The sequence below is a fragment of the Pseudomonas sp. PDM05 genome, assembly GCF_014851685.1.
Classification (GTDB): domain Bacteria; phylum Pseudomonadota; class Gammaproteobacteria; order Pseudomonadales; family Pseudomonadaceae; genus Aquipseudomonas.
In genome coordinates this window covers 139,010-160,364 of the sequence record NZ_JACVAC010000007.1, presented here as the reverse complement: position 1 = coordinate 160,364, position 21,355 = coordinate 139,010, and the positions used below count along the sequence as shown (strand labels likewise).

Annotated in this window: 20 protein-coding genes; 9 read left to right on the top strand and 11 right to left on the bottom strand. The window is 62.1% G+C overall.

Translation table 11 applies throughout. The features are described 5' to 3' along the window. Positions 1 to 84: 84 nt before the first annotated feature. The 3 genes from IB241_RS16070 to IB241_RS16060 are packed head-to-tail and all read right to left on the bottom strand — an operon-like array spanning position 85 to position 2,659. Positions 85 to 1,140, bottom strand: coding sequence for an alkene reductase (locus tag IB241_RS16070; RefSeq protein WP_192299268.1), 1,056 nt, complete (start codon positions 1,138 to 1,140; stop codon positions 85 to 87). A gap of 27 nt (positions 1,141 to 1,167) precedes the next feature. Further along, positions 1,168 to 2,334 carry an MFS transporter gene (locus tag IB241_RS16065; protein ID WP_192299267.1) on the bottom strand — a complete coding sequence of 389 codons (1,167 nt, stop codon included), beginning with the start codon at positions 2,332 to 2,334 and terminating at the stop codon, positions 1,168 to 1,170. A gap of 10 nt (positions 2,335 to 2,344) precedes the next feature. Beyond that, positions 2,345 to 2,659, bottom strand: coding sequence for an ArsR/SmtB family transcription factor (locus IB241_RS16060; RefSeq protein WP_192299266.1), 315 nt, complete (start codon positions 2,657 to 2,659; stop codon positions 2,345 to 2,347). A gap of 154 nt (positions 2,660 to 2,813) precedes the next feature. On the opposite strand from IB241_RS16060, the gene IB241_RS16055 reads away from it, so the two are divergent. Then, on the top strand, positions 2,814 to 3,398 hold the full coding sequence (locus IB241_RS16055; protein ID WP_192299265.1) for an ACP phosphodiesterase: 585 nt from the start codon (positions 2,814 to 2,816) through the stop codon (positions 3,396 to 3,398). Between the two features lie 103 nt (positions 3,399 to 3,501). Here IB241_RS16055 and IB241_RS16050 read toward each other — a convergent pair whose 3' ends face one another. Both IB241_RS16050 and olsB read right to left on the bottom strand, forming a co-directional pair. Then, positions 3,502 to 4,293, bottom strand: a complete 792-nt coding sequence (locus IB241_RS16050; protein ID WP_192299264.1) for a lysophospholipid acyltransferase family protein — start codon at positions 4,291 to 4,293, stop codon at positions 3,502 to 3,504. Further along, positions 4,293 to 5,048 (bottom strand): L-ornithine N(alpha)-acyltransferase, encoded by a 756-nt coding sequence (gene olsB / locus IB241_RS16045; RefSeq protein WP_105525131.1) that lies wholly within the window; start codon positions 5,046 to 5,048, stop codon positions 4,293 to 4,295. Before olsB ends, IB241_RS16050 begins: the two co-directional genes overlap by 1 nt. Before the next feature lie 187 nt (positions 5,049 to 5,235). On the opposite strand from olsB, the gene IB241_RS16040 reads away from it, so the two are divergent. The 4 genes from IB241_RS16040 (at position 5,236) to IB241_RS16025 (ending at position 8,579) form a co-directional block, all read left to right on the top strand. Beyond that, entirely contained in the window at positions 5,236 to 6,309 is a 1,074-nt protein-coding gene (locus IB241_RS16040) for a serine hydrolase domain-containing protein (RefSeq protein WP_192299263.1), read from the top strand. Then, positions 6,306 to 6,620 (top strand): amidase, encoded by a 315-nt coding sequence (locus IB241_RS16035; protein ID WP_192299262.1) that lies wholly within the window; start codon positions 6,306 to 6,308, stop codon positions 6,618 to 6,620. The genes IB241_RS16040 and IB241_RS16035 overlap by 4 nt, the downstream gene beginning before the upstream one ends. A 220-nt stretch (positions 6,621 to 6,840) precedes the next feature. Then, complete coding sequence (locus IB241_RS16030; protein ID WP_192299261.1) at positions 6,841 to 7,419, top strand: YceI family protein; 579 nt, start codon at positions 6,841 to 6,843, stop codon at positions 7,417 to 7,419. A gap of 2 nt (positions 7,420 to 7,421) precedes the next feature. Next, positions 7,422 to 8,579 carry a phospholipase D-like domain-containing protein gene (locus tag IB241_RS16025; RefSeq protein WP_192299260.1) on the top strand — a complete coding sequence of 386 codons (1,158 nt, stop codon included), beginning with the start codon at positions 7,422 to 7,424 and terminating at the stop codon, positions 8,577 to 8,579. A gap of 144 nt (positions 8,580 to 8,723) precedes the next feature. Here IB241_RS16025 and bglX read toward each other — a convergent pair whose 3' ends face one another. Further along, positions 8,724 to 11,015 carry a beta-glucosidase BglX gene (gene bglX / locus IB241_RS16020; RefSeq protein ID WP_192299259.1) on the bottom strand — a complete coding sequence of 764 codons (2,292 nt, stop codon included), beginning with the start codon at positions 11,013 to 11,015 and terminating at the stop codon, positions 8,724 to 8,726. Between the two features lie 225 nt (positions 11,016 to 11,240). Here bglX and IB241_RS16015 point away from each other — a divergent pair, with 225 nt between their 5' ends. The 4 genes from IB241_RS16015 (at position 11,241) to IB241_RS16000 (ending at position 14,652) form a co-directional block, all read left to right on the top strand. Then, positions 11,241 to 11,852, top strand: coding sequence for a LemA family protein (locus IB241_RS16015; RefSeq protein WP_192299258.1), 612 nt, complete (start codon positions 11,241 to 11,243; stop codon positions 11,850 to 11,852). Positions 11,853 to 11,870: 18 nt separating this feature from the next. After that, on the top strand, positions 11,871 to 12,596 hold the full coding sequence (locus IB241_RS16010) for a TPM domain-containing protein (RefSeq protein ID WP_192299257.1): 726 nt from the start codon (positions 11,871 to 11,873) through the stop codon (positions 12,594 to 12,596). 28 nt (positions 12,597 to 12,624) lie between these two features. Further along, entirely contained in the window at positions 12,625 to 13,242 is a 618-nt protein-coding gene (locus IB241_RS16005; RefSeq protein WP_192299256.1) for a TPM domain-containing protein, read from the top strand. A gap of 201 nt (positions 13,243 to 13,443) precedes the next feature. Further along, positions 13,444 to 14,652 carry a class I SAM-dependent methyltransferase gene (locus IB241_RS16000; protein ID WP_192299255.1) on the top strand — a complete coding sequence of 403 codons (1,209 nt, stop codon included), beginning with the start codon at positions 13,444 to 13,446 and terminating at the stop codon, positions 14,650 to 14,652. A 118-nt stretch (positions 14,653 to 14,770) separates the two neighbouring features. Here IB241_RS16000 and IB241_RS15995 read toward each other — a convergent pair whose 3' ends face one another. From IB241_RS15995 to IB241_RS15975, 5 genes are all read right to left on the bottom strand, one after another. Beyond that, on the bottom strand, positions 14,771 to 15,670 hold the full coding sequence (locus tag IB241_RS15995) for a DMT family transporter (protein ID WP_192299254.1): 900 nt from the start codon (positions 15,668 to 15,670) through the stop codon (positions 14,771 to 14,773). Positions 15,671 to 15,932: 262 nt separating this feature from the next. Then, complete coding sequence (locus IB241_RS15990) at positions 15,933 to 18,506, bottom strand: TonB-dependent receptor (protein ID WP_192299253.1); 2,574 nt, start codon at positions 18,504 to 18,506, stop codon at positions 15,933 to 15,935. 117 nt (positions 18,507 to 18,623) lie between these two features. Next, positions 18,624 to 19,592: a FecR family protein gene (locus IB241_RS15985; protein ID WP_192299252.1), complete on the bottom strand. Its 969-nt coding sequence runs from the start codon at positions 19,590 to 19,592 to the stop codon at positions 18,624 to 18,626. Continuing rightward, the gene (locus IB241_RS15980; protein WP_192299251.1) at positions 19,589 to 20,128 is read right to left on the bottom strand and encodes an RNA polymerase sigma factor; all 540 of its coding nucleotides are present in this window, start codon (positions 20,126 to 20,128) and stop codon (positions 19,589 to 19,591) included. Before IB241_RS15980 ends, IB241_RS15985 begins: the two co-directional genes overlap by 4 nt. Before the next feature lie 172 nt (positions 20,129 to 20,300). Then, a complete protein-coding gene (locus IB241_RS15975) occupies positions 20,301 to 21,317 on the bottom strand; it encodes a DUF4917 family protein (protein WP_192299250.1) in 1,017 nt (338 codons plus the stop codon). Positions 21,318 to 21,355 lie beyond the last annotated feature (38 nt).

Below are 21,355 nucleotides of genomic sequence, written 5' to 3'. Positions count from 1 at the left end.
AGGGGTGTGAAGGAATGTTTCCTGGCCCCCATGAAAAAGCCCCGGTTCCTGCGAACCGGGGCTTTTTCGTTTCAGCTTGTTACATCACAGCGCGAGGGTCGGGTAGTCGATGTAGCCGACCGGGCCTTTGCCATAGAAGGTTTGCGGATTCGCTTCGTTCAGCGGCGCATCAGCCTTCAAGCGCGCCGGCAGGTCCGGGTTGGCAATGAACGGCACACCAAAGGCCACCGCATCCGCCTTGCCCGAGGCCAGCCAGGCGTTGGCGCTGTCCTTGGTGAAGCGTTCGTTGGCGATATAGGTGCCGCCGAACGCTTTCTTCAGTTGTGGGCCGAGGCTGTCCGCGCCTTCTTTTTCACGGGAGCAGATGAACGCAATGCCACGCTTGCCCAGTTCGCTGGCGACGTAGGTGAAGGTCTCTGCCAGATTGTCGTCACCCATGTCGTGGGAATCGGCACGTGGTGCCAAATGCACACCCACACGTCCTGCGCCCCAGACCTCGATGGCGGCGTCGGTCACTTCCAGCAGCAGGCGTGCACGGTTTTCCAGGGAGCCGCCGTAGTTATCGGTGCGCTGGTTGGTGCTGCTTTGCAGGAACTGGTCGAGCAGATAGCCGTTGGCACCATGGATTTCCACGCCGTCAAAGCCAGCGGCCTTGGCGTTCTCGGCGCCGGTACGGTAGGCGTCGACGATGTCGGCGATTTCCGCGGTTTCCAGGGCACGTGGGGTCGGGTAGTCGGCCAGTGGGCGCACCAGGCTGACGTGGCCTTTAGGCTGGATTGCGCTCGGGGCCACCGGGGTTTCGCCGTTCAGGTACGACGGGTGGGAGATGCGCCCCACATGCCACAGTTGCAGGAAGATCTTGCCGCCCGCGGCGTGCACGGCCTTGGTGACGTTGGCCCAGCCGCGTACCTGGTCGTTGGACCAGATGCCCGGGGTGTCCGGGTAACCCACGCCCAGCGGCGTCACGGAGGTGGCTTCGCTGAGGATCAGCCCGGCGGAAGCACGTTGCACGTAGTACTCGGCCATCAGCGCGTTGGGCACGCGACCTTCATCGGCACGGCAGCGGGTCAGCGGCGCCATGATGATGCGGTTGGACAGTTCCAGGTCGCCCAGTTTGATCGGATCGAAAATAGTCGTCATGGGAAAACACCTTCTCTTTGAAGTTGATCAGTTGGTCACAGGGGCCAGGTCGGCATTGCCGTTCTGACGGAAAGTAATCAGGGTCACCAGCAGCGCGAGGATCGCCAGGGCACCGGCGGCCAATGGCACGCTGGTGAGGCCGAAACCGTGGGCGATCACGCTGCCGCCGACCCAGGCGCCAAGGGCGTTGCCGATGTTGAAGGCACCGATGTTCAAGGTGGACACCAGGTTCGGCGCGGCTTTGCCGAAGGTCACGACGTTGATCTGCAACGCAGGCACGGCGGCGAACGCGGCGGTGGCCCACAGGAACAAGGTGATTTCCGTCGGGATCACGGCGATGCTGGTCCAGCTCAGCGCGGTGGACACCACCGCCATGCTGATGAACACGCCGATCAGGGTTGCGGCCAGGCGTTTGTCCGCCAGCTTGCCGCCGACGATGTTGCCCAGGGTCAGGCCCAGGCCGATCAACAGCAGGGTCCAGGTCACGCCTTGGGGCGAGATGCCGGTGACGTCGCCCAACAGCGGCGCGACGTAGGTGAAGAGGGTGAACATCGACGCGGAGAACAGCGCAGTCATGGTCAGCGACAACCAGATACCAGCACCTTTAAGGGCCGCCAGTTCGGCACGCATGTCGAGTTTTTCTTCGTCACGCTTGGCCGGCAGGAAGCGGATCAGACCGATCAGCGCGACCACACCAATCACGGTCACCGCCCAGAACGTCGAGCGCCAGCCGGCGGCCTGGCCCAACGCCGTACCCAACGGTACGCCCAGCACGTTGGCCAGGGTCAAGCCGGTGAACATCAATGCCACGGCCGATGCGCGCTTGTTGGCTGGCACCAGGTTGGCGGCGACCACCGAACCGATCCCGAAGAACGCGCCGTGGCACAGCGCGGTGACCACACGGGCAAACATCAGCACGTTGTAGTCGCTTGCCAGGGCGCAGAGCAGGTTGCCGACAATAAAGATGCCCATCAACGCTACCAGGGCGGCCTTGCGCGGCAGCTTGGCGGTGGCCAGTGCCATGAACGGCGCGCCAATGGCCACGCCCAGGGCGTAGCCGGTGACCAGCCAACCGGCGCCGGGGATCGACACACCGAGGTCCGCCGCCACATCGGGCAACAGGCCCATGATGACGAACTCGGTGGTGCCGATGGCGAAGGCGCTCAGGGCCAGTATGAGTAGCGAGAGGGGCATTGGGGTTCCTTTACAGCGGTGCGCTGAGTTCTGTAGTGAGCGCATCGAGGAACGCCTGGATGGTGTCCTCGTTGCGTTTGAAAAAGTGCCACTGCCCGGCCTTCTGGCTGCTGATCAAACCCGCGCGTTGCAAGGTCGCCAGGTGGGCCGACACGGTCGACTGGGACAAGCCGCAGCGTTGGTCGATCTGCCCGGCGCAAATGCCGTATTCGTGGTTGTGCAGTTGCTCGGGGAATTGCACTTTCGGGTCTTTCAGCCAGTTGAGGATGTCTCGCCGTACTGGGTGCGCCAGGGCTTTTATTATTTCGTCGAGGTCGATGGACATGGCAGGTGCTCGGTGTCTTGAAGCGTTATATCGCGATGAGGCGAACCTTAAATCGTTATATCCCGATATACCAATATGATTTTGCTCTGAGAACAGGCCAAATCGGTATATCGGGTTATAACGATACGTTGGCGGCAGTGCTAAACTGCGCGCCATGAATTATCTCGCACATCTGCACCTGGGCGGCCAACTTCCTGCGCAACTGCTGGGCAGCCTCTATGGCGACTTCGTCAAAGGCCGCCTGCAAGGCCAGTTCAGCCCGTCAATCGAGGCGGCGATCCAGCTGCATCGTTCCATCGACCGCTTTACCGACAGTCATCCATTGGTGGGGCAGGCGTTGTCGCGCTTCAGCCTGACCCGCCGGCGTTATGCCGGGATCGTCCTCGACGTATTTTTCGACCACTGCCTGGCGCGGGATTGGGCGCTGTATGCCGACCAGCCGCTGGAGCGCTTCACCTCGCAGGTGTACCGCGTGCTGGCGGCCGAGCCACAACTGCCGGGGCGGCTGGCGCAGATTGCGCCGTATATGGCGGCCGATGACTGGTTGGGTTCGTATCGTGAGTTTGCAGTGATGGAGCAGGTGCTGCGGGGGATTTCGCGGCGGTTGACGCAGCCTGAGGAACTCGGACATGCCATGCAGGAATTGCGGGTGTTGTATGAACCGCTGAGTGACGACTTCCGAGTGTTCTATCCACAGCTACAGGCTTTTGCACAAGCCCAACTGAACACTGAGATCTAAATGTGGGAGCTGGCTTGCCTGCGATGGCGGTCTGCCAGTTGATACATGTGTAGCTGACCCACCGCTATCGCAGGCAAGCCAGCTCTCACATTTTGAACTGTGTTCATGCTGCAAATGCAGGTCGAGCCTCTACCTCTTCCGCCTCTGGCACCGGCCCGAACAGCGCCTTCTGCACCGCCTGCTGCGCCTGATACGCCAGCGCCGCACGCTCCTGCCCGGCGCACGCAATCGGCTTGAGCAGATGAATTTCCACATCGCCCTGATCATTGGCAAACAAGCGCATCAGGTGCGAGAGCAAATCATCATCGCCAATGAACGGCGCCAATGCGTCCACCTGACCCTCGCGCAGATAGCGGATCGCTACAGGTTGTAGCGCCACATCCGCATCAATCGCACTGGCCAGCAAGCGCCCGTGAAAGGTGCGCAGGCTGCGCCCGTCGGTGGTGGTGCCTTCGGGGAACATCAACAGCGGGTGCTGTTGCTCCAGATGGCGGGTCATCTGCTTGCGAATCAACTGGCTGTCGCCCGAACCACGGCGAATGAACAAGCTGCCGGCCTTCGCCGCCAACCAACCGGCCACCGGCCAGGTGCGCACTTCGGCCTTGGACAGGAACGACATCGGGGCCACGGCGCCCAGCAATGGAATGTCGGTCCACGACACGTGATTGCTCACCCACAGCATCGGCTGGGTCGGCAGCTCACCGTGTACCGTTACGCGAAAGGGCAGGGCGTTGGTCAGCCGCGCCATGAAAAACCGCGACCAACGCTGGCGCCGCAGCATCGAATTGGCGATACCCAAGCGCTCGAACAGGCCAAACACACTGGCCATGCTCAAGCCCAGCGCCACCACCACCAGCACGCGGGCAATGCGCCCGTACACCCGCAGGCGGCTCATCACATGGCCGCCTTGAAGTGGCGGGCGTAGCGCGGGCACAAGTTATCGCGCTTGAGCAGGATGAACACGTCGGCCACCTGGAAGTCCTCGTCCCAGCACGGCTCGCCGCAGATCTTCGCACCCAGGCGCATGTAGGCCTTGAGCAGCGGTGGCATCTCCGCGATGACGTTGGACGGCAGGTCCAGCGCCGGCAATGGTTTTTTCGGTTCGGCACGCAGGTGTTCGTTGCACAGGTAGCGTTCGCGCAGGCGCTGCATGATCGCGTGGGCCTGGATGCCGCCGTCGTGCATCGGGATGCTCGCGCAGCCCATCAGGTAGCTGTAGCCGCCCTGGTTCAGCACTTCGGCCAACTCGCCCCACAATACGGCGATGGTGCCGCCGTTGCGGTAGGCCGGGTCGACGCAGGTGCGGCCGATTTCCAGGATCGGGCCTTGCAGGTGGAGCAAGCCATGCAAGCTGAATTCTTCTTCGCTGTAGAACCGACCCAAGGTGCTGGCGGCCGCGTGGTCGAGCAAGCGGGTGGTGGCGACCAAACGACCGCTGTTCAAGTCCCGCACGCCGATGTGGCTGCAGTGAACATCATAGTCATCCATGTCCAGACCCAGTTCCGCGCCTTTCAGCTTGGCGTTGAATTCGCCGCTGAACACGTTGAACCGCAAGGCCTGGGCTTCCTGCAATGCCTGCGCGCCAACCAGGCGTTCGGCTTGCAGACGGCGTTCATTGCCGGTGTCGCTGATGCGGGCGATCTGAGTCATGGCGAGTCTCCGAGTGCCGGCCACGATTTCGGCCGGTCGACTTTGTTGTCCAAACTCAGGCTATGGAGCCCCGGTGTCATCTCCATGAAGTTATGGTGACGCTTGGATGACAGGCTGCCCTGTCGCGAATCTGTCATTGCCCTGCGCTAGCCTCGCGGGCTTGAATGCCCCCCTTGAGTCCGCGTCCATGGTCAGAGGCCTGTTGTGTGTTGCCCTGCTGTCAGTCACCGTTACCGCCCACGCCGAAACCTGGCCTGCCAAGGAGTGGGCCAGGGGCTCGCAAATCGAAGGCCCCGCGCTCGATGCCTTGAACGCCTACGCATTTCCCCCGCGCGACGACGCCACCCGCCAAGGCATTCGCACCGATGCGCTGCTGGTGGTCCGTGATGGCGTGGTCATCTACGAACGCTACGCCGCGCCGACCACGGCCAGCACTGCGCACCTCACTTGGTCTGTGAGTAAAAGCCTGATGGCGACGGTGTTGGGCGTGGCCTACGGTGAAAACCGCTTCAAACTGACCGACCCGGCTGCGCGGTTTTATCCGCCGATGAAGCAGCACCCCACGGTGACGATGGCCGACCTGTTGCACTGGGCCTCGGGTCTTGACTGGCAGGAGGACTACGAATACGCCCCGCTGAAATCCTCGGTGGTGGCGATGCTCTACACCCGTGGCCATCGCGATATGGCTGAGTTCGCCGCCGACACCGACGCCGCCCACGCGCCGGGCCAGGTGTTCCGTTATTCCAGCGGCGACAGCAACATCCTGTCCGCCGCCCTCAAGGGCATGCTTGGCCACAAGGCTTACATGAGTTACCCGTGGGATGCGCTGTTCAAGCCGCTGGGCATTCACAACGCGACCTGGGAAACCGATGCCGATGAAACCTTTGTCGCCTCGTCCTACGCCTACCTCACTGCCCGCGACCTCGCACGTGTCGGCCTGTTGATGGCGCGGGACGGTCGCTGGGGCGAGCAGCAGTTGCTGCCCAAGGAATGGATTGCCTTCAATCGCCAGGCGTTTGCCCACTACCAGGCCGGCCAGGATGAAGCCGTGCCGGGCGGGCACTGGTGGCTCAATCAAGGCGCCCAAAGGCCGTGGCCGGATGCGCCCGCCGATACCTTCGCCGCCCTGGGCCATTGGGGACAGGCGTTGTATGTGATGCCCGACGAACACTTGGTGATCGTGCGCTACGGCGATGATCGCGACGGCAGTTACCGCCACAACGAACTGCTCAAGCGCGTGCTCGCGGCGGTGCAGCCATGATCCGTGGTCGGCCGTTTACAAGCCTGTTGCTGCTGTTGTTGCTCGTGTTGCTGGGGTGGATCTGGCACGAGCGCGTCAACCTGCAAGCCTTTCCCGACATCATCGCGGCCTACACGGCGAAGGAGTATTGCTCGTGCCGGTATGTGGCGAACCACCCGGCGGAGTATTGCCGCGGGTATGTAAAGCAGTACGTGCCGGTCAGCGCATTCACCGACAACCCGGAACGCAGCGAAGTCACCGCCAGCGGGCTGGGCCGCACCCACAGCGCGCGCTGGCTCGGCGACCGCCTTGGCTGCCGCCTCAATCCCTGATACGCCTCATATCCCTTGTGGGAGCGGGCTTGCTCGCGAATGCGGTGGATCAGCCAGCAAGTCTGTATCTGACACACCGCCTTCGCGGGCAAGCCCGCTCCCACACAAGCCCGCTCCCACACAAGCGCCACTCCACACAAACCCGTGCCCAGATTGGATTTGCGCCGCTTGTGACATTGCGCTTAAGGTTCGTGCAGGTTTTTCTCCCTACGAGTCTTTAATGCTGATCAAACCCCTGGCCTTCGCTCTGTTGGCCGCCGCTGCCGTGCCTGCCCATGCCGACTGGTATCTGGATAACGAATCCTCACGCCTGTCCTTCGTCACAAGCAAAAACGCCGACATCGCCGAAGTGCAGCGCTTTCTGGTGCTGCATGGCAAAGTCGACGGCAACGGGGCGGCGCAGGTCGAAGTGGAGCTGGAGTCGATCAACAGCGGCATTCCGTTGCGCGATGAGCGTATGCGCAATGACCTGTTCGAAATCAAGACCTTTCCCGACGCGCTGATCAACGCGCAGATCAACCTGCAACCCATCAATGACCTGGCCCCCGGCGCGCAATTGGAACTGCGCTTGCCGCTGCGCGTCACCCTGCATGGCAAGACCCAGACCTACAACGCCGAACTGCTCGCCACGCGCCTGGATGACCGGCGCTTCCAGGTCGTGACCCTGGAGCCGGTGGTGATGCATGCCGAGGACTTCGATTTGATGCCCGGTGTGGCAGCGTTGCGTAAGGCGGCCGGTTTGGCGTCGATCAGCTTGTCGGTGCCGGTGGGTGCGGTGCTGATCTTTACGGCGCGCTGACCGTGGGCGGCGCAGTGTTCCCGTGGCGCAGCGCCAACCGCTTCGAGTTGTTGATCGACGGGCCGAATTTCTTCCCGCAGATGCTGGTGGAGATTGCCCGTGCCGAGCGGCAGGTTGAACTGGAGTTGTACCTGGTGGAAGCCGGCGCCTGTGCCGAGGCCATGGTGCAGGCGTTGGTGCTTGCCGCTGAACGGGGTGTGCAGGTGCGCTGCCTGTTTGATGACTACGGCAGCCTGGCGTTTACCCTCGCGCTGCGCAAACGCCTGACCGATGCCGGTGTGGAACTGCGTTTTTACAATCGCCTGAGCTGGCGGCGCTGGATGCGCAACCTGTACCGCGACCACCGCAAACTGTTGCTGGTGGACCAGGGCTGCGCCTTCGTCGGCGGCACCGGTGTTACCGATGAATTCTGGAACCCGGGCCACGACACGGCCGACTGGCACGAAGTGATGGTGCAGATCAGCGGCCCGCTGGTGCAGGACTGGCAGGCGCTGTTCGACCGCCAATGGCACGCCAACGCCGCCCGCCGCGAATGGAAACCCGCGACCCGTTTCGGCTTGCCGCGCTTGCCCAGAACGCCTGCCACCGGGCCGGGGCTGGGACGTGTTGCATACGCCGACGCCCGCCAGCATCGGGATATTCTGCAATCGCTGATCCGCGCCTTGAACGGCGGCCAGCAACGTATCTGGCTGGCGACCCCGTACTTCCTGCCGACCTGGGGCGTGCGCCGCGCATTGCGCCGGGCGGCAGGGCGCGGGGTGGATGTGCGCTTGCTGCTGACCGGCCCGCGCACCGACCATCCGTCCGTGCGCTATGCCGGGCACCGGTATTACCCGCGCCTGCTGCGCTCGGGGGTGCAGATCTTTGAATACCAGCCATGCTTTTTGCACTTGAAGATGGTGCTGGTGGACGATTGGGTCAGTGTCGGCTCGTGCAACTTCGATCACTGGAACCTGCGCTTCAACCTCGATGCCAACCTGGAAGCGTTGGACCCAGAGTTGACGCAAGCGGTGGCGGGCAGTTTCGAGCGGGATTTTGCCCAGAGCCTGGCGGTCAGCCTGGAGGCGTGGAAGTCGCGGCCGTTGTGGCGGCGAGTGAAGCAGCGGGTGTGGGGGTGGATTGATCGGTTGGTGGTCAACGTGCTCAACCGACGCGGTTAACCAGACCGCTGAGAGCAAAATGTGGGAGCGGCGGTGCGACGATTCGACTTGCTCGCGAATGCAGTGGATCAGCCAACTCTTCAGTGGCTGACACGACGCCTTCGCGAGCAAGCCCGCTCCCACATTTTTTGACCGCGTACGCTTTTAGAGCAGTTCGAACGTCTGCTGCTGCACATCCTGGGAATCCAACCCGATCTGCACATTGAACTCACCCGGTTCCGCCGCGAACTTGAGCTGGGTGTTGTAGAACTTCAAGTCGTCCTCGGTGATGCTGAAGTGCAGCGTGCGTTCTTCGCCAGCCTTGAGCAGCACCTTCTGGAAGTTCTTCAGCTCCTTGATCGGGCGGATCATCGAACCGGCCACGTCCTGGATATACAACTGCACCACGGTTTCGCCGTCGACCTTGCCGGTGTTTTTCAGCGTGATGCTGGCATCAAGCTTGCCGGTCTTGTTCAAGGTGGTGGACGACAACGCCATGTCCGACAGGCTGAACGTGGTGTAGCTCAGGCCATACCCAAACGGGAACAAGGGCCCGGTGGTGTCATCGAAGTACTGCGAGGTGTAGTTGCCCGGCTTGCCCGGCGTGAACGGCCGGCCGATGGTCAGGTGGTTGTAGTAGGTCGGAATCTGCCCCACCGAACGTGGGAACGTAATCGGCAGCTTGCCCGATGGGTTGTAGTCACCAAACAGCACGTCGGCGATGGCGTTGCCACCCTCGGTGCCGGCGAACCAGGTTTCCAGGATCGCGTCGGCCTGCTGGTTCTCTTCGAGAATCGACAACGGGCGGCCGTTCATCAGCACCAGCACCAGCGGCTTGCCGGTGGCTTTCAGCGCCTTGATCAGGTCGCGCTGGCTCTGCGGGATGTTCAGGTCGGTGCGGCTGGAGGATTCGTGGGACATGCCACGGGACTCACCCACCGCTGCCACGATCACATCGGCATTCCTGGCGGCTTTCACCGCTTCGTCGATCAACACTTGCGGTGCGCGCTTGTCGTCCACCACTTCCGGGGCATCGAAGTTGAGGAAGTTGAGGTAGTCGACCACGGCCTTGTCGTTGGTGATGTTGGCGCCGCGGGCATAGATCACTTTGCCTTTTTCGCCGATCACCGCGTTCAGACCGTCCAGCAGGGTCACCGATTGCGCCGGGCGCCCGGCGGCGGCCCAACTGCCCATCATGTCGATCGGTGCCTTGGCCAGCGGGCCGACCAGGGCGATGGTCGCGGATTTTTTCAGTGGCAGGGTGTTGTTCTGGTTTTTCAGCAAGACCAGGCTGCGCCGGGCAATATCACGCGCCTCGGCGCGGTGCAGGCGACTGTCGGCATAGGTATCGGCCGGGTCATCCTCGGCCTTGCCGATGCGCAGGTACGGGTCCTTGAACAGGCCCATGTCGTACTTGGCGCCGAGTACTTCGCGCACGGCGTTGTCGATGTCGCTCTGTTCGATCTCGCCGGACTTGAGCAGCCCTGGCAATTCCTTGCCGTACAGCGAGTCGTTCATGCTCATGTCGATACCGGCCTTGATTGCCAGCTTGGCGGCTTCACGCCCGTCCTTGGCCACGCCGTGCTTGATCAGTTCGAAGATCGCACCGTGGTCGCTCACGGCCAGGCCCTTGAAGCCCCAGTCCTTGCGCAGCAGGTCGTTCATCAGCCAGGTGTTGGCGGTGGCGGGCACGCCGTTGATCGAGTTCAGCGCCACCATCACACCGCCGGAACCGGCCTTGATTGCCGCGTGGTACGGCGGCAGGTAGTCCTGGTACATCTTGACCGGGCTCATGTCGACCACGTTGTAGTCGCGCCCGCCTTCCACCGCGCCGTACAGGGCGAAGTGCTTGACGCTGGCCATGAGGCTGTCGGCATTCGCGGGGCTGGTGCCCTGGAACGCCTTGACCATCACTTCGGCAATCCGCGAAACCAGGTAGGTGTCTTCGCCGAAACCTTCGGAGGTACGGCCCCAGCGCGGGTCGCGGGAGATGTCGACCATCGGCGCAAAGGTAATGTCGAGGCTGTCGGCGGCGGCTTCCTGGGCGGCGATGCGCCCGGAGCGGTGGATCGCGTCCATGTCCCAGCTGGAGGCCAGTGCCAGGCTGATCGGGAAGATCGTGCGGTGGCCGTGGATCACGTCATAGGCGAAGAACATCGGGATCTTCAGGCGGCTGCGCATCGCCGCGTCCTGCATCGGACGGTTTTCCGGGCGGGTGATCGAGTTGAAGGTGCCACCGATGCGACCGGCGGCGATTTCCTTGCGGATCAGCTCGCGGGGCATTTCGGGGCCGATGCTGATCAGGCGCAATTGGCCGATCTTCTCATCGAGGGTCATCTGCCTGAGCAGGTCGCTGACGAAGGCGTCCTTGTCTTTAAGCGCAGCAGGCTTTGTTTCTGCCCATACGGGGTGACTGGCCAGAGTGGCAACAAGGCCGAGCAAACACAGCTTTTTCATGAATATCCTTTTTCGGCTCACTGCACAGCGAAAATGCGCTGTTCTGCCAAAATGTGGGGAGCGTACGTTGTTGTTCGAGTGTTATACCGACAAATGCCGCACACTTCGGAACTCTTGTTTGCGGTGGGCATCTTTTTAGCTGATTGATTCGATGCAATCCAGTCGTGGTAGCGGATTATGCCTCACGGTTGCCAAATTCCATCAAAGTTCGCCAGGAGAAACACCATGCAAGCAGCACAGGGTTACCGCTGGGGCTTGAAAGCCGCGGCATTGTTATTGATCAGCAGCGTGCTCAGCGGTTGCGGCATCAACAATATTCCGACACTGGACGAACAGGCCAAAGCCGCCTGGGGCCAGGTGCAGAACCAGTACCAACGGCGTGCCGACCTGATCCCCAACCTGGTGGAAGTGGTCAAGGGCTACGCCGCCCATGAGCAGGACACCCTCACCGCGGTGATCGAAGCGCGGGCCAAGGCCACCTCGATCCAGGTGGATGCCAGCACCCTCGACAACCCGGAAAAACTCAAGCAGTTCCAGCAAGCCCAGGACGGTTTGAGCGGCGCCCTCAGCCGCCTGATGGTGGTGTCCGAGCGCTATCCGGACCTCAAGGCCAACCAGAACTTCCTGGCCCTGCAATCCCAGCTTGAAGGCACCGAAAACCGCATCGCCGTGGCGCGCCGCGACTTTATCCAGGCGGTGCAGGCCTACAACACTGAGATCCGCACCTTCCCGGGCCGGCTGTGGCACAGCGTGATGTACAGCGACTTGCCGATCCGCGCCTCGTTTGAAGCCACCAGCGCCGACGCCGATAAAGCGCCGCAAGTGAAGTTCAAGTAAAGCTGCACTGAGGTGTCGATGCGTTTACTAAGGATAGGCCTGGCGCTGTGGCTGTTGGCTTGCGTGGGCGCGGCCCAGGCGGCGCTGACATTCCCGGCGCTGACCGGGCGGGTGGTCGATAACGCCCAGATGCTCGACGCGCCCACGCGCGAGAGGCTGACCCAGCAATTGCAGGCGCTGGAGCAGACCTCGGGCGACCAGATCGTGGTGGTCACCGTGCCCGACCTGCAAGGCGTGCCCATTGAAGACTTCGGTTACCAATTGGGCCGCCACTGGGGCATCGGCCAGAAGGGCAAGGACAACGGCGCACTGCTGATCGTCGCCCGCGATGAGCGCAAATTGCGCATCGAAGTCGGCTACGGCCTGGAAGGTGTGCTCACCGATGCGCAAGCGTGGGTGATCATCAACCAGGTGATCGCACCGAAGTTCAAGGCTGGTAACTTCAGCCAGGGCATCAGCGACGGCGTGGCGGCGATGCTGCAGGTGGTGGGCGGCGAACCGCTGGCCGTGCCGGCGCATGTGGCGGATGCCAACTTTGCCAAGGATAATCCCGGGTTTTCCATTGGCTTATTTATCCTGCTGATCGGCGTGTTGTGGTTGTGCAATCGCCTGGGCCTGCCGGTGGGCGCGATTCTGCTGGCGATTCTCAGCAGCAGCGGCCGTGGTGGTGGCGGCGGTGGTGGCGGCGGTTTCCGTGGCGGCGGTGGTGGTTTCGGCGGCGGTGGGGCTTCGGGCGGCTGGTGATGATAATAATGAGAGAGCAACGATAACCATGGCATTACTGACTGAACACGAGCAGCGCCAAGTCGCCGAAGCCATCGCCCGCGTGGAGAAAACCACCGACGCGGAACTGGTGACGGTACTGGCGGCCCGCGCCGACGATTACGCCTACATCCCGCTGTTGTGGGCCAGTCTGATCGCGCTGGTGGTGCCCGGCGTGGTGCATTACCTGTCGGGCTACATGACCATGTACACCTTGCTGCTGGCGCAGTGGGCGACGTTCATCGTGTTGTGCCTGGTGTTCCGCTTGCCCAAGGTCACCACGCGCTTGATCCCGCGTTCGGTGCGCCATTGGCGCGCATCCAACCTGGCGCGCCGACAGTTCCTGGAGCAGAACCTGCACCACACCCTGGGCAGCACCGGCGTGCTGATTTTTGTCAGCGAGGCGGAGCGGTATGTGGAGATCCTGGTGGATGACGGGATTTCCAAGCGCCTGGATGACAGCAGCTGGAATGCCATCGTGCAGGCGTTTACCCAACAGGTGAAGCAGGGGCAGACGCTGGCGGGCTTTATCGACTGCATCGAAGCGTGTGGTGAGTTGTTGAAGGTGCATGTGCCGGTGACGCAAACCCGCAATGAATTGCCCAATCGCCTGATCGTGCTCAACTAAAAATGTGGGAGCGGGCTTGCTCGCGAATGCGGTGTGTCAGTCAACAGATTCATTGTCTGATCCACCGCATTCGCGAGCAAGCCCGCTCCCACATTGGGTGTTGTGTCGGCAATACAATTACCGTTAGTCAAATAACCCCGTGCCCTGAAGCCCCGTCCCCCCTAAAATGCCCGGCATTCCCAGCCCGAGGCGTTTTTGTTCATGTCTGTCACCGCTCAACCTGTCAGCGACCACCACGCCCAGTTCATCGAACTGCTCGGCACAAGCCTCACGCAGAACGCCTTTATCAAGCTGGTGCTGGCCAAGTACGTCGGTGACGAAGCCGAGTTGCAGCGCCTGATCATCAAGGCGGTGACGGTCAAGGAGCAGGCGTGCCTGTCCTTCGTCTATCGCTATAAAACCCGCGACATCACCAAGAACTTCCCCGTGGCCGAGGGCGTGGCGACGATTGCCGCGCTGCTGCCGGCGCAGTTCAAGAACGCGCACTTACTGTCGTTGACCGACGAAGCCCAGCTGGAATACAGCAAGAAGAACAAAAGCTCGCTGTTCAAAAGCAAGCCGCAGCAACTGCGCGAGGCGCCGAGCGCCGAGCACAACCGTGAGAAGAATCGCTTCCTCGACCTCAGCCGGCCATTCCTCGCTGACCTGGGCGTGACCGACGCCAAGCAGGCGCTGATCCCGTCGATGTCGCGCAAGTGGAAGCAGATCAACAAGTTCATCGAAGTGTTCAGCCATGCGCTGACCAGCTCACCGCTCAAACTGGACCGCCCGGTGCGCGTCGCCGATTTCGGCTCGGGCAAGGGTTACCTGACCTTCGCCATCCACGATTACCTGCGCAACACCCTCAAGGCCGAAGGCGAGGTGACGGGCGTCGAGTTGCGCGAAGACATGGTGACGTTGTGCAACAGCGCCGCCGCGCGCCTTGAACATCCGGGGCTGGTGTTCAAATGTGGCGATGTGCGCAGCGTGGCGCCGAGCGAACTGGACGTGATGATCGCCCTGCACGCCTGCGACATCGCCACCGACTATGCGATCCACACCGGCATCCGTTCCGGCGCGTCGATCATCATGTGCTCGCCGTGCTGCCACAAGCAGATCCGCCTGCAGATCCAGAGCCCGGCGCTGTTGAAGCCGATGCTGCAATACGGCTTGCACCTGGGACAGCAGGCCGAGATGGTGACCGACAGCTTGCGTGCGTTGTTCCTCGAAGCGTGCGGGTATGAAACCAAGGTGTTTGAATTCATCTCGTTGGATCACACCAACAAAAACAAGATGATTCTGGCGGTCAAGCGTGAGCAGCCGCTGGATAACGCGCAGTTGCTGGAAAAAATCCAGGAGCTGAAGGCGTTCTACCACATCACCGAACACTGCCTGGAAACCCTGCTGCGTGCGGATGGCTACCTGAACTGAACAGCTATCCCCTGTGGGAGTGGGCTTGTGTGGGAGCGGGCTTGCTCGCGAACGCGGTGGATCAGTTTAAAAATGTGTGACTGACACACCGCATTCGCGAGCAAGCCCGCTCCCACATTTAGACCGTGTCTGGCTTGAGAGCAGGCGCAGGCTGCACCGAAGTCTTGCGCCCCAGCATCACCGTCACAATCACCCCACAGGCAAACACCCAGGTAATCGGCTCAATGTGTTCGCCAAAGAACAATGCCGAAAACGCGATGGTGAAGAAGATCTGCAACAGCTGAATCTGGCTGACCCGCGCAATGCCGCCCATGGCCAACCCGGCGTACCAGGCGAAGAACCCCAGGAACTGCGAGAACAGCGACACATACCCAAACGCCCACCACGCACGCATCGACACCGCGCCTTGATGCTGCGCCGCCAAGTACCACACCGGGCCGATCAACAGCGGCGTCGACAGCACCAGCGCCCAGCAGATCACCTGCCAGCCGCCCATCTCCTTGGCCAGGCGGCCACCTTCGGCATACCCGAGGCCGCCCACGGCGATGGCGCCGAGCATCAGCAAGTCGCCCGCCTGGATACTGCCCGCGCCGGTGATCAATGCATAACTCAACACCAGCCCACTGCCCAGCGCCGCGCAGGCCCAGAAGGCTTTTGACGGCCGCTCGTGGGACAGCCACGCCGCATACAGCGCCACACACAGCGGTTGCAGGCCGTTGACCAGCGCGCCGTGGGACGCCGGCAGGGTTTGCATGGCCCACGCCGACAGCACCGGAAAGCCCAGGATCACCCCGGCAATCACCAGGCACAGCCCGCGCACCTGGCGCCAGCTCGGCCACTGTTCACGGCGCCACAGCAACAACGCTGCCGCCGGGATCGCCGCGAACAACGCACGGCCGAGGCCGTTGAGCAACGGGTGGATTTCCTGCACCACGATGCGGGTGAAGGGCAGGGTCAGACTGAAGATGATGACGCCCAGCAGGCCAAGGGCCATGCCGGTGTTTTCGCGCGAGCTCATGGAGTGGGACCGAAATCGATAGGGCTTCAAGGGAAGCCCATCTAGCCACAACCCCCGCCGATCAAGGGCCTACAGCTGGGTGCGGATTTATCCGTACAGTTGCATGCTGGAGGAACCGGGTTTGTGTAGGGAACTGGGCTTGGGTGGGAGCCGGGCTTGCCCGCGATGCAGGCACCTCGGTATGCCTGTTGCACCGAGGTGATGCTATCGCAGGCAAGCCAGCTCCCACAAAAGCCAGCTCCCACTCGACCGGCTCGCTCGGTTAGAAGAACCGCGTAACGCTGATCTTCGCGTTGCGCCCTTCGCTGTAGGCGCGGTCGCCGCTGAGTGCCGGGCGGTAGTTGTTGTTGAGCAGGTTATCGACGGTGAAGTTGACCTCGGTGCCTTTCAGGCCGGCTTGCTGCGGCTTCCAGTTGGCGAACAGGCCCATGCTGGCGTAGTCGTCGTTGGCGTATTGGTCGTAGAACGTGTCGCCCACGCTGCTGTTGAAGCCGCTGGAGTATTTGTCGCTGGGCAGGCGGTCGGTCTTGCGCACGAACTGCGCGGTCCAGCCGACCTGCGCGTCCCACGCCGGGATCTTGTTGCCCATCATCAGCACCCATTTGGCCGGTGGAATATCTCGCGCGTACACGTGGGTGCTGGTGGCCCACGGGTTGGTGTAGGGGTTGTCGCGTTTGCCGGTGGCCCAGGAGTAGGTCACCGAGCCGAACACGTAAGTCGAGTCGTAATAGGCTTCCAGCTCGAAGCCCTTGATGGTCATGCCACCGACGTTGCGGTAGTTGGTCTTGGCCGCCATGTCGGCGCTGGTGCAGACGCTGTCGATGGTGCCGGACACGCTGTTTTGCCGGTCGCAGCCGATGCCCGTGGCCTTGAAGATTTCGTCTTCGATGCGGTTATGGAACAGCGTGGTGCGCAGTTGCAGGTTGTCGCCATGGCCGATGAGGTTGGAGAAGTTGGTGACGTTACCCGCCGTGATCGCCGTGATGCGCTCCGGCTTGAGGTTGAGGCTGGTGGACGTGCGGCTGCCGAGGCCTTGCACTTCGTATTGTTCGTCGATCACCGGGGCGCGCCAGGTTTTGTTCCAGCTGGCGAACATCGCCACATCCGGGGTGATGGCCCAGTAGGCGGCCAGGCGCGGCGACCAACCTGTGTAGGTTTTGTCGCTGTAGTCGTGGCCGATGCTGGGATCGGGGTTGCTGTAGTACGGTGCGTCGTTGGCTTCGCCGCGGTTGCGCACATGGTCATAGCGCAGGGACGGGGTGATGGTCACGTCGCCGATCGTCACCGCGTCCTGCACGTAGAACGAATGGGTGTCGACTTTGCCGTGGGGCATGAAGTACGGCTGGAAATGCCCGTAGTTGTACTTGGCGGTGTTGTAGGTGGCGCCCGGCATCCAGCTTTCGGTTTCACGCTTGTGCTTGCGGATCTGCACGCCGGTGGTCAGCGCGTGTTCCAGCGGCCCGGTGTTGAACAGGCTGGTGTTGCGCAACTCCAGGATCTTGTCGCCGTAGGCCGTGTCCATCTTGCGCCCGCCGGTGGCCAGGCTGAACGAGGCGTCCTCGTTGCGCTCGTCGGTCTGGTCGGTGCGGGACACCGAGTAGCTGAGCTTCAAGTCGATCAGCGGGTTGTCCAGCGGCTGGTAGAGGTACTTGCCGGAGTAGGTGGTGTCGACGGTGGTGCGGTTGGCCAGGAAGCGCTTCAGTGCGCCCTCGTAGCCATAGCGGTCGATGGCCGATTGCAGCGGCGGTGTGGGATAGCTTTTGGCCGAGAACGGCGTCCAGCGCTCGCTGCTCGCGCGCGAGTACGACAACCCCATGCTGTGTTCATCGGTGAAGTGCGCGTTGACCTTGAACAGCTTGCCGTCCACATCCTGGGCGCTGTTGGGCAGGCGCTTGGGGTTGATCGGGAACTTGTTGTCGGGATCGGGCGGGGTGCCGGCCAGTTTCATGTCGCCGCCGTCGCGCTGGGTCAGGTAGGCGAGCGCATCGAAGCGGCCGTCGTCGGTGCGGCCGTAGACGGCTGAGCTATAGACCTGCTCGTGGTCGTTGCTGGCGTAGCCGTACTTGAGCATGGCGCCGGCGTCGCGGCCGTCTTCCAGCAGGTCGGGGGCGTCCTTGGTTTCCATGATGATCGAGCCGCCAAAGCCGCCGTTGCCGGTGAAGGCCGAGTAGGGGCCTTTCTCCACTTCGACGCTCTTGATCAGCTCGGGCTCGATAAACACCGTGCCTTGCTGGTAGCGCTCAAAACCGCTCTTGGTCGCGCCATCCACCGACATCGGTACGTCTTCGGCCTCGCCGAAGCCGCGAATGTTGATGGTCTGCCCGCCCGGCTTGGACGAGCCGCCCATGAACACGCCAGGCAGGGTCTGCAACAGCGATGGGATGTTGTTGGGCTGGTAGCGGTCGATGTCGGCCTGGCGCAGGGTTGAGCGGCCGACGGTGGTGGAGTCGACCTTGTTGCCGGTGCCGATCACGCTCAGGGCATCCAGTTGCACGGCGCCGCTGTTGGTGGTCTTGGGGTCTTCGGGCTTGACCACGTAGGTGCTGCCGACCCTGATCAGGGTAAATTCACCGTTTTTGAGCAGGGTGCGAATGGCCACTTCCGGGGTGAAGTCGCCGTCGAGCGCTGGCGCCTGCACGTTCTTGAGCAGCGTTTCATCGAACAGCAGCTGGATTTTAGCCTGCTGCGCCACTTGGCTCAGAGACGTGGCCAGCGCCTGGGCGGGCAGTTGCAGCCTGAGCGAATCCGCCTGGGCGCTGAGGCTGAACGCCAGGCAACTGGCGATGAGGGTCGGTCGAAGAAACAGGTGCGAAGCGTGGCAAGGCGCGCGAAACATGAAATCCCCCGGTGCGGCTAACTAGCCAAAAGGTGTGCGTATCAAATGCAGACCGGAGGGAGACGGGGCAGGTAAATAAATCCACACCTGCGAATGAAAAATATTCTCAAATAGGTGTTATTTGCTTGCTTCGATCCTGATGATGCCATCGGCTGAGGTCACGGTTTTTACCGGCAGCAGGGCCGGGAGGGCGCTGAGCAGGGCGTCCGGATCGTTTACGTCGAGGTTGCCCGAGACCTTCAGTTGCGCCACGGCATGGCTGACCTGCATCGGGGCTTGCGGGCGGTAAAGGCCCAGTTCGTCGATCAGGCTGGCCAGCTCGCGATTGCGAAATGCCAGGTGCCCGCTGCGCCAGTCGGCGACTTCTTCGCCGTTGAGGCTTTGCTGCTGCAGGGTGCCCTTGGCGTAGTTGAAGGTGGCGCGTTGTTGGCCTCCGAGCAGTGCGACGGGGCTTTTGGCATCGGGTGCGAAGGCGACCTGGCCATGGGCGACGCTGACCACCAGTTGCTGCTGGCTGCGGCGCACGTCAAAACCGGTGCCAACCACCCGTACATTCGCTGCGCCGGCTTGTACGAACAGTGGACGTTCCTTGTCAGGCGCGACCTCTATGTACAACTGGCCTTTGTCCAGGTGAAGAATGCGCTGGTAGGCGCTGAAATCCACGCGCACGCGGGTGTTGGCGTTTACATACAAGGTGCTGCCATCGGGCAGGTTCAAGGTGCGCATGCCCTTGGCGTGGGCGGCAACCTGGGTGTGAAAAAGCTCGCGTGGCGTGTCGATCCTGTTGGCCAGCACGGCGCAGACCAACGCGGCGGCCACCGCCAGAGCCGGGCGCCACATCGGCGCTTTGCGCTTGGGCAGCGCCACGGGTTTGTTCAGTTGCTGCAATTGGGCCAGGTCGGCCCACAGTTGCTCGAACTCGGCATAGGCGCGGGCATGTGCAGGCTCGGCCTGCCAGGCGGCAAAGGCCTTGCGCTCGGTACGGTCGGGGTCGTTGCGGTTGCGGGTAAACCAACTGGCGGCTTGGGCGTCGATAGAGTCGATCTCTTCGATGTCCATTGCGTCTGTGTCGCTCAGGCGGTTCATTCTGGCTGCTCCGTGCCGGGTTCGTGTTGAAGGCGTCGCTTGCAATGCAGCAGGGCGAAGGCGATGTGTTTTTCCACCATGCTGGTGGAAATCCCCATGCGTTCGGCGATCTGCGCCTGGCTCAGGCCTTCGAGGCGGTGCAGCATAAGGGCTTCTCGGCGGCGGGGCGAGAGCTCGGCGAGGACTTCTTTCAACTGTTCCAGGCGTTGCAAGCGCTGCACGGCGGCCATGGGCTCGTTGTGCTCGTCGGTGACCGGCTCGGCATTCCGTTCGGCCTGATCGCTGTGGACGGTATGGCGCACCTTCTGTTTGCGCCAGTGATCACGCAGCAGGTTGCGTGCCATCTGGAACAGAAACGCCCGCGGCTGCTCGACCTTGGCGCGGTCGCGGTAGTCCAGCCATTGGGTGAAGACGTCCTGGGTCATGTCCGCAGCGTCGCTGGCGTTGTCCGTGCGTTTGCGCAGGAAATACAGAATATCTGTATAGAACCCGCGAAAGGCATCGGCCGACAGCGGGTCGGGCTTGGGGCGAGACATGAATATCCTTCTTGATGAAGCGCGACGTAGGAAAGTCGCGAATGGTATCGAGAACCATTGCTATTTGTCTCTAAAAAAGTGGGAGAGGCCTTGCCCTCGATGACCCTGGTTCAGCCAACGCATGCAGTGGCTGACACTCCGGCATCGGGGCCACGCCCCTCCCACATTTTTCTCAGCGTTCGACGGGCACGGACAGTGCAGGATTGCCCAACGCATGGGTACGCGCGGCAAAGAACCTCAGTTCCACATCGGTTCCCTCGAACAACTGCGAATACCGCCGCTTCTGCTGACGAATAAACCCATCACTGCGTCCCGACACCGAAATCGCCAAGGTGGTCAATCCCGCCTGGCGAATCGCATCCACCAAGTGTTTGTCCTGTGCCCCCAATTCGTGGCCGAAGATGCACAACGCCCCTTCATGGGTCAGCAATTGCTCATAGCAGAACGACAGGTAATCCGAACTGCGGATGGTCTTGAGCTTCTCTTCAACCTTGCCCTCGCTGACAAACAGTGGCACATCGTCGAGGGTCTTGATCGTGTTGTTGATCGCAAAGCTGCTGAGCAAGGTGCTGTCGGTGGTCGGCAGCTTGCGTGCGGTGCCGTCGAGGTTGCGCACCAGGTGCAGACCGCCGTGCAGGTAGAGGATGCGCGTGGCGTCGGTGCGGGTGTTGCGCAGGTCGAAGCTGGCGTCGGCGCTGCGGAACAGGTCGTCAATGCCCGGCGCGTGCAGGATCGCCCAGTAGTTGAGCAAGTCGTAGTTGCTCGTGAATACCGTGGAGTAGCTTGCCAGTTCGCGGTTGATCGTCGCCAATGTCGACGGTTGCACCAGGCGCCACGGGATATGCACGGCGTGGATGGTATTGATCAGCGCTTCCTTGATCGCGTAGTAGCGATTGCGCGGCGCCGCCGAGCTGACTGCCAGCGCCTTGTTGACCCGGCTGGTGGTTTTCAGGGCACCCAGGGCTTGCTCGAAACTGCGGGTTTGCAGCGCATCGAACACGCTGAGCTCGGATTGGCTCAGGGGCTTTTCTTCGACGGTGCGGGCGTTTTCGAACAGCGAGTCGTAGGCAAAGTCTTCCCAAATCGTACGGCTGGCGCCGTTGCCGATCAGAATCCCGCTGAAGTCGATCGCGCTGCGCAGGGCGCTCCAGTCTTCAAGGTGGGCGTCAATATCCTGGAAATCCTTCATTGCGGCGGGTCTACTCGAAATCGGCTGGGCGGTGACTT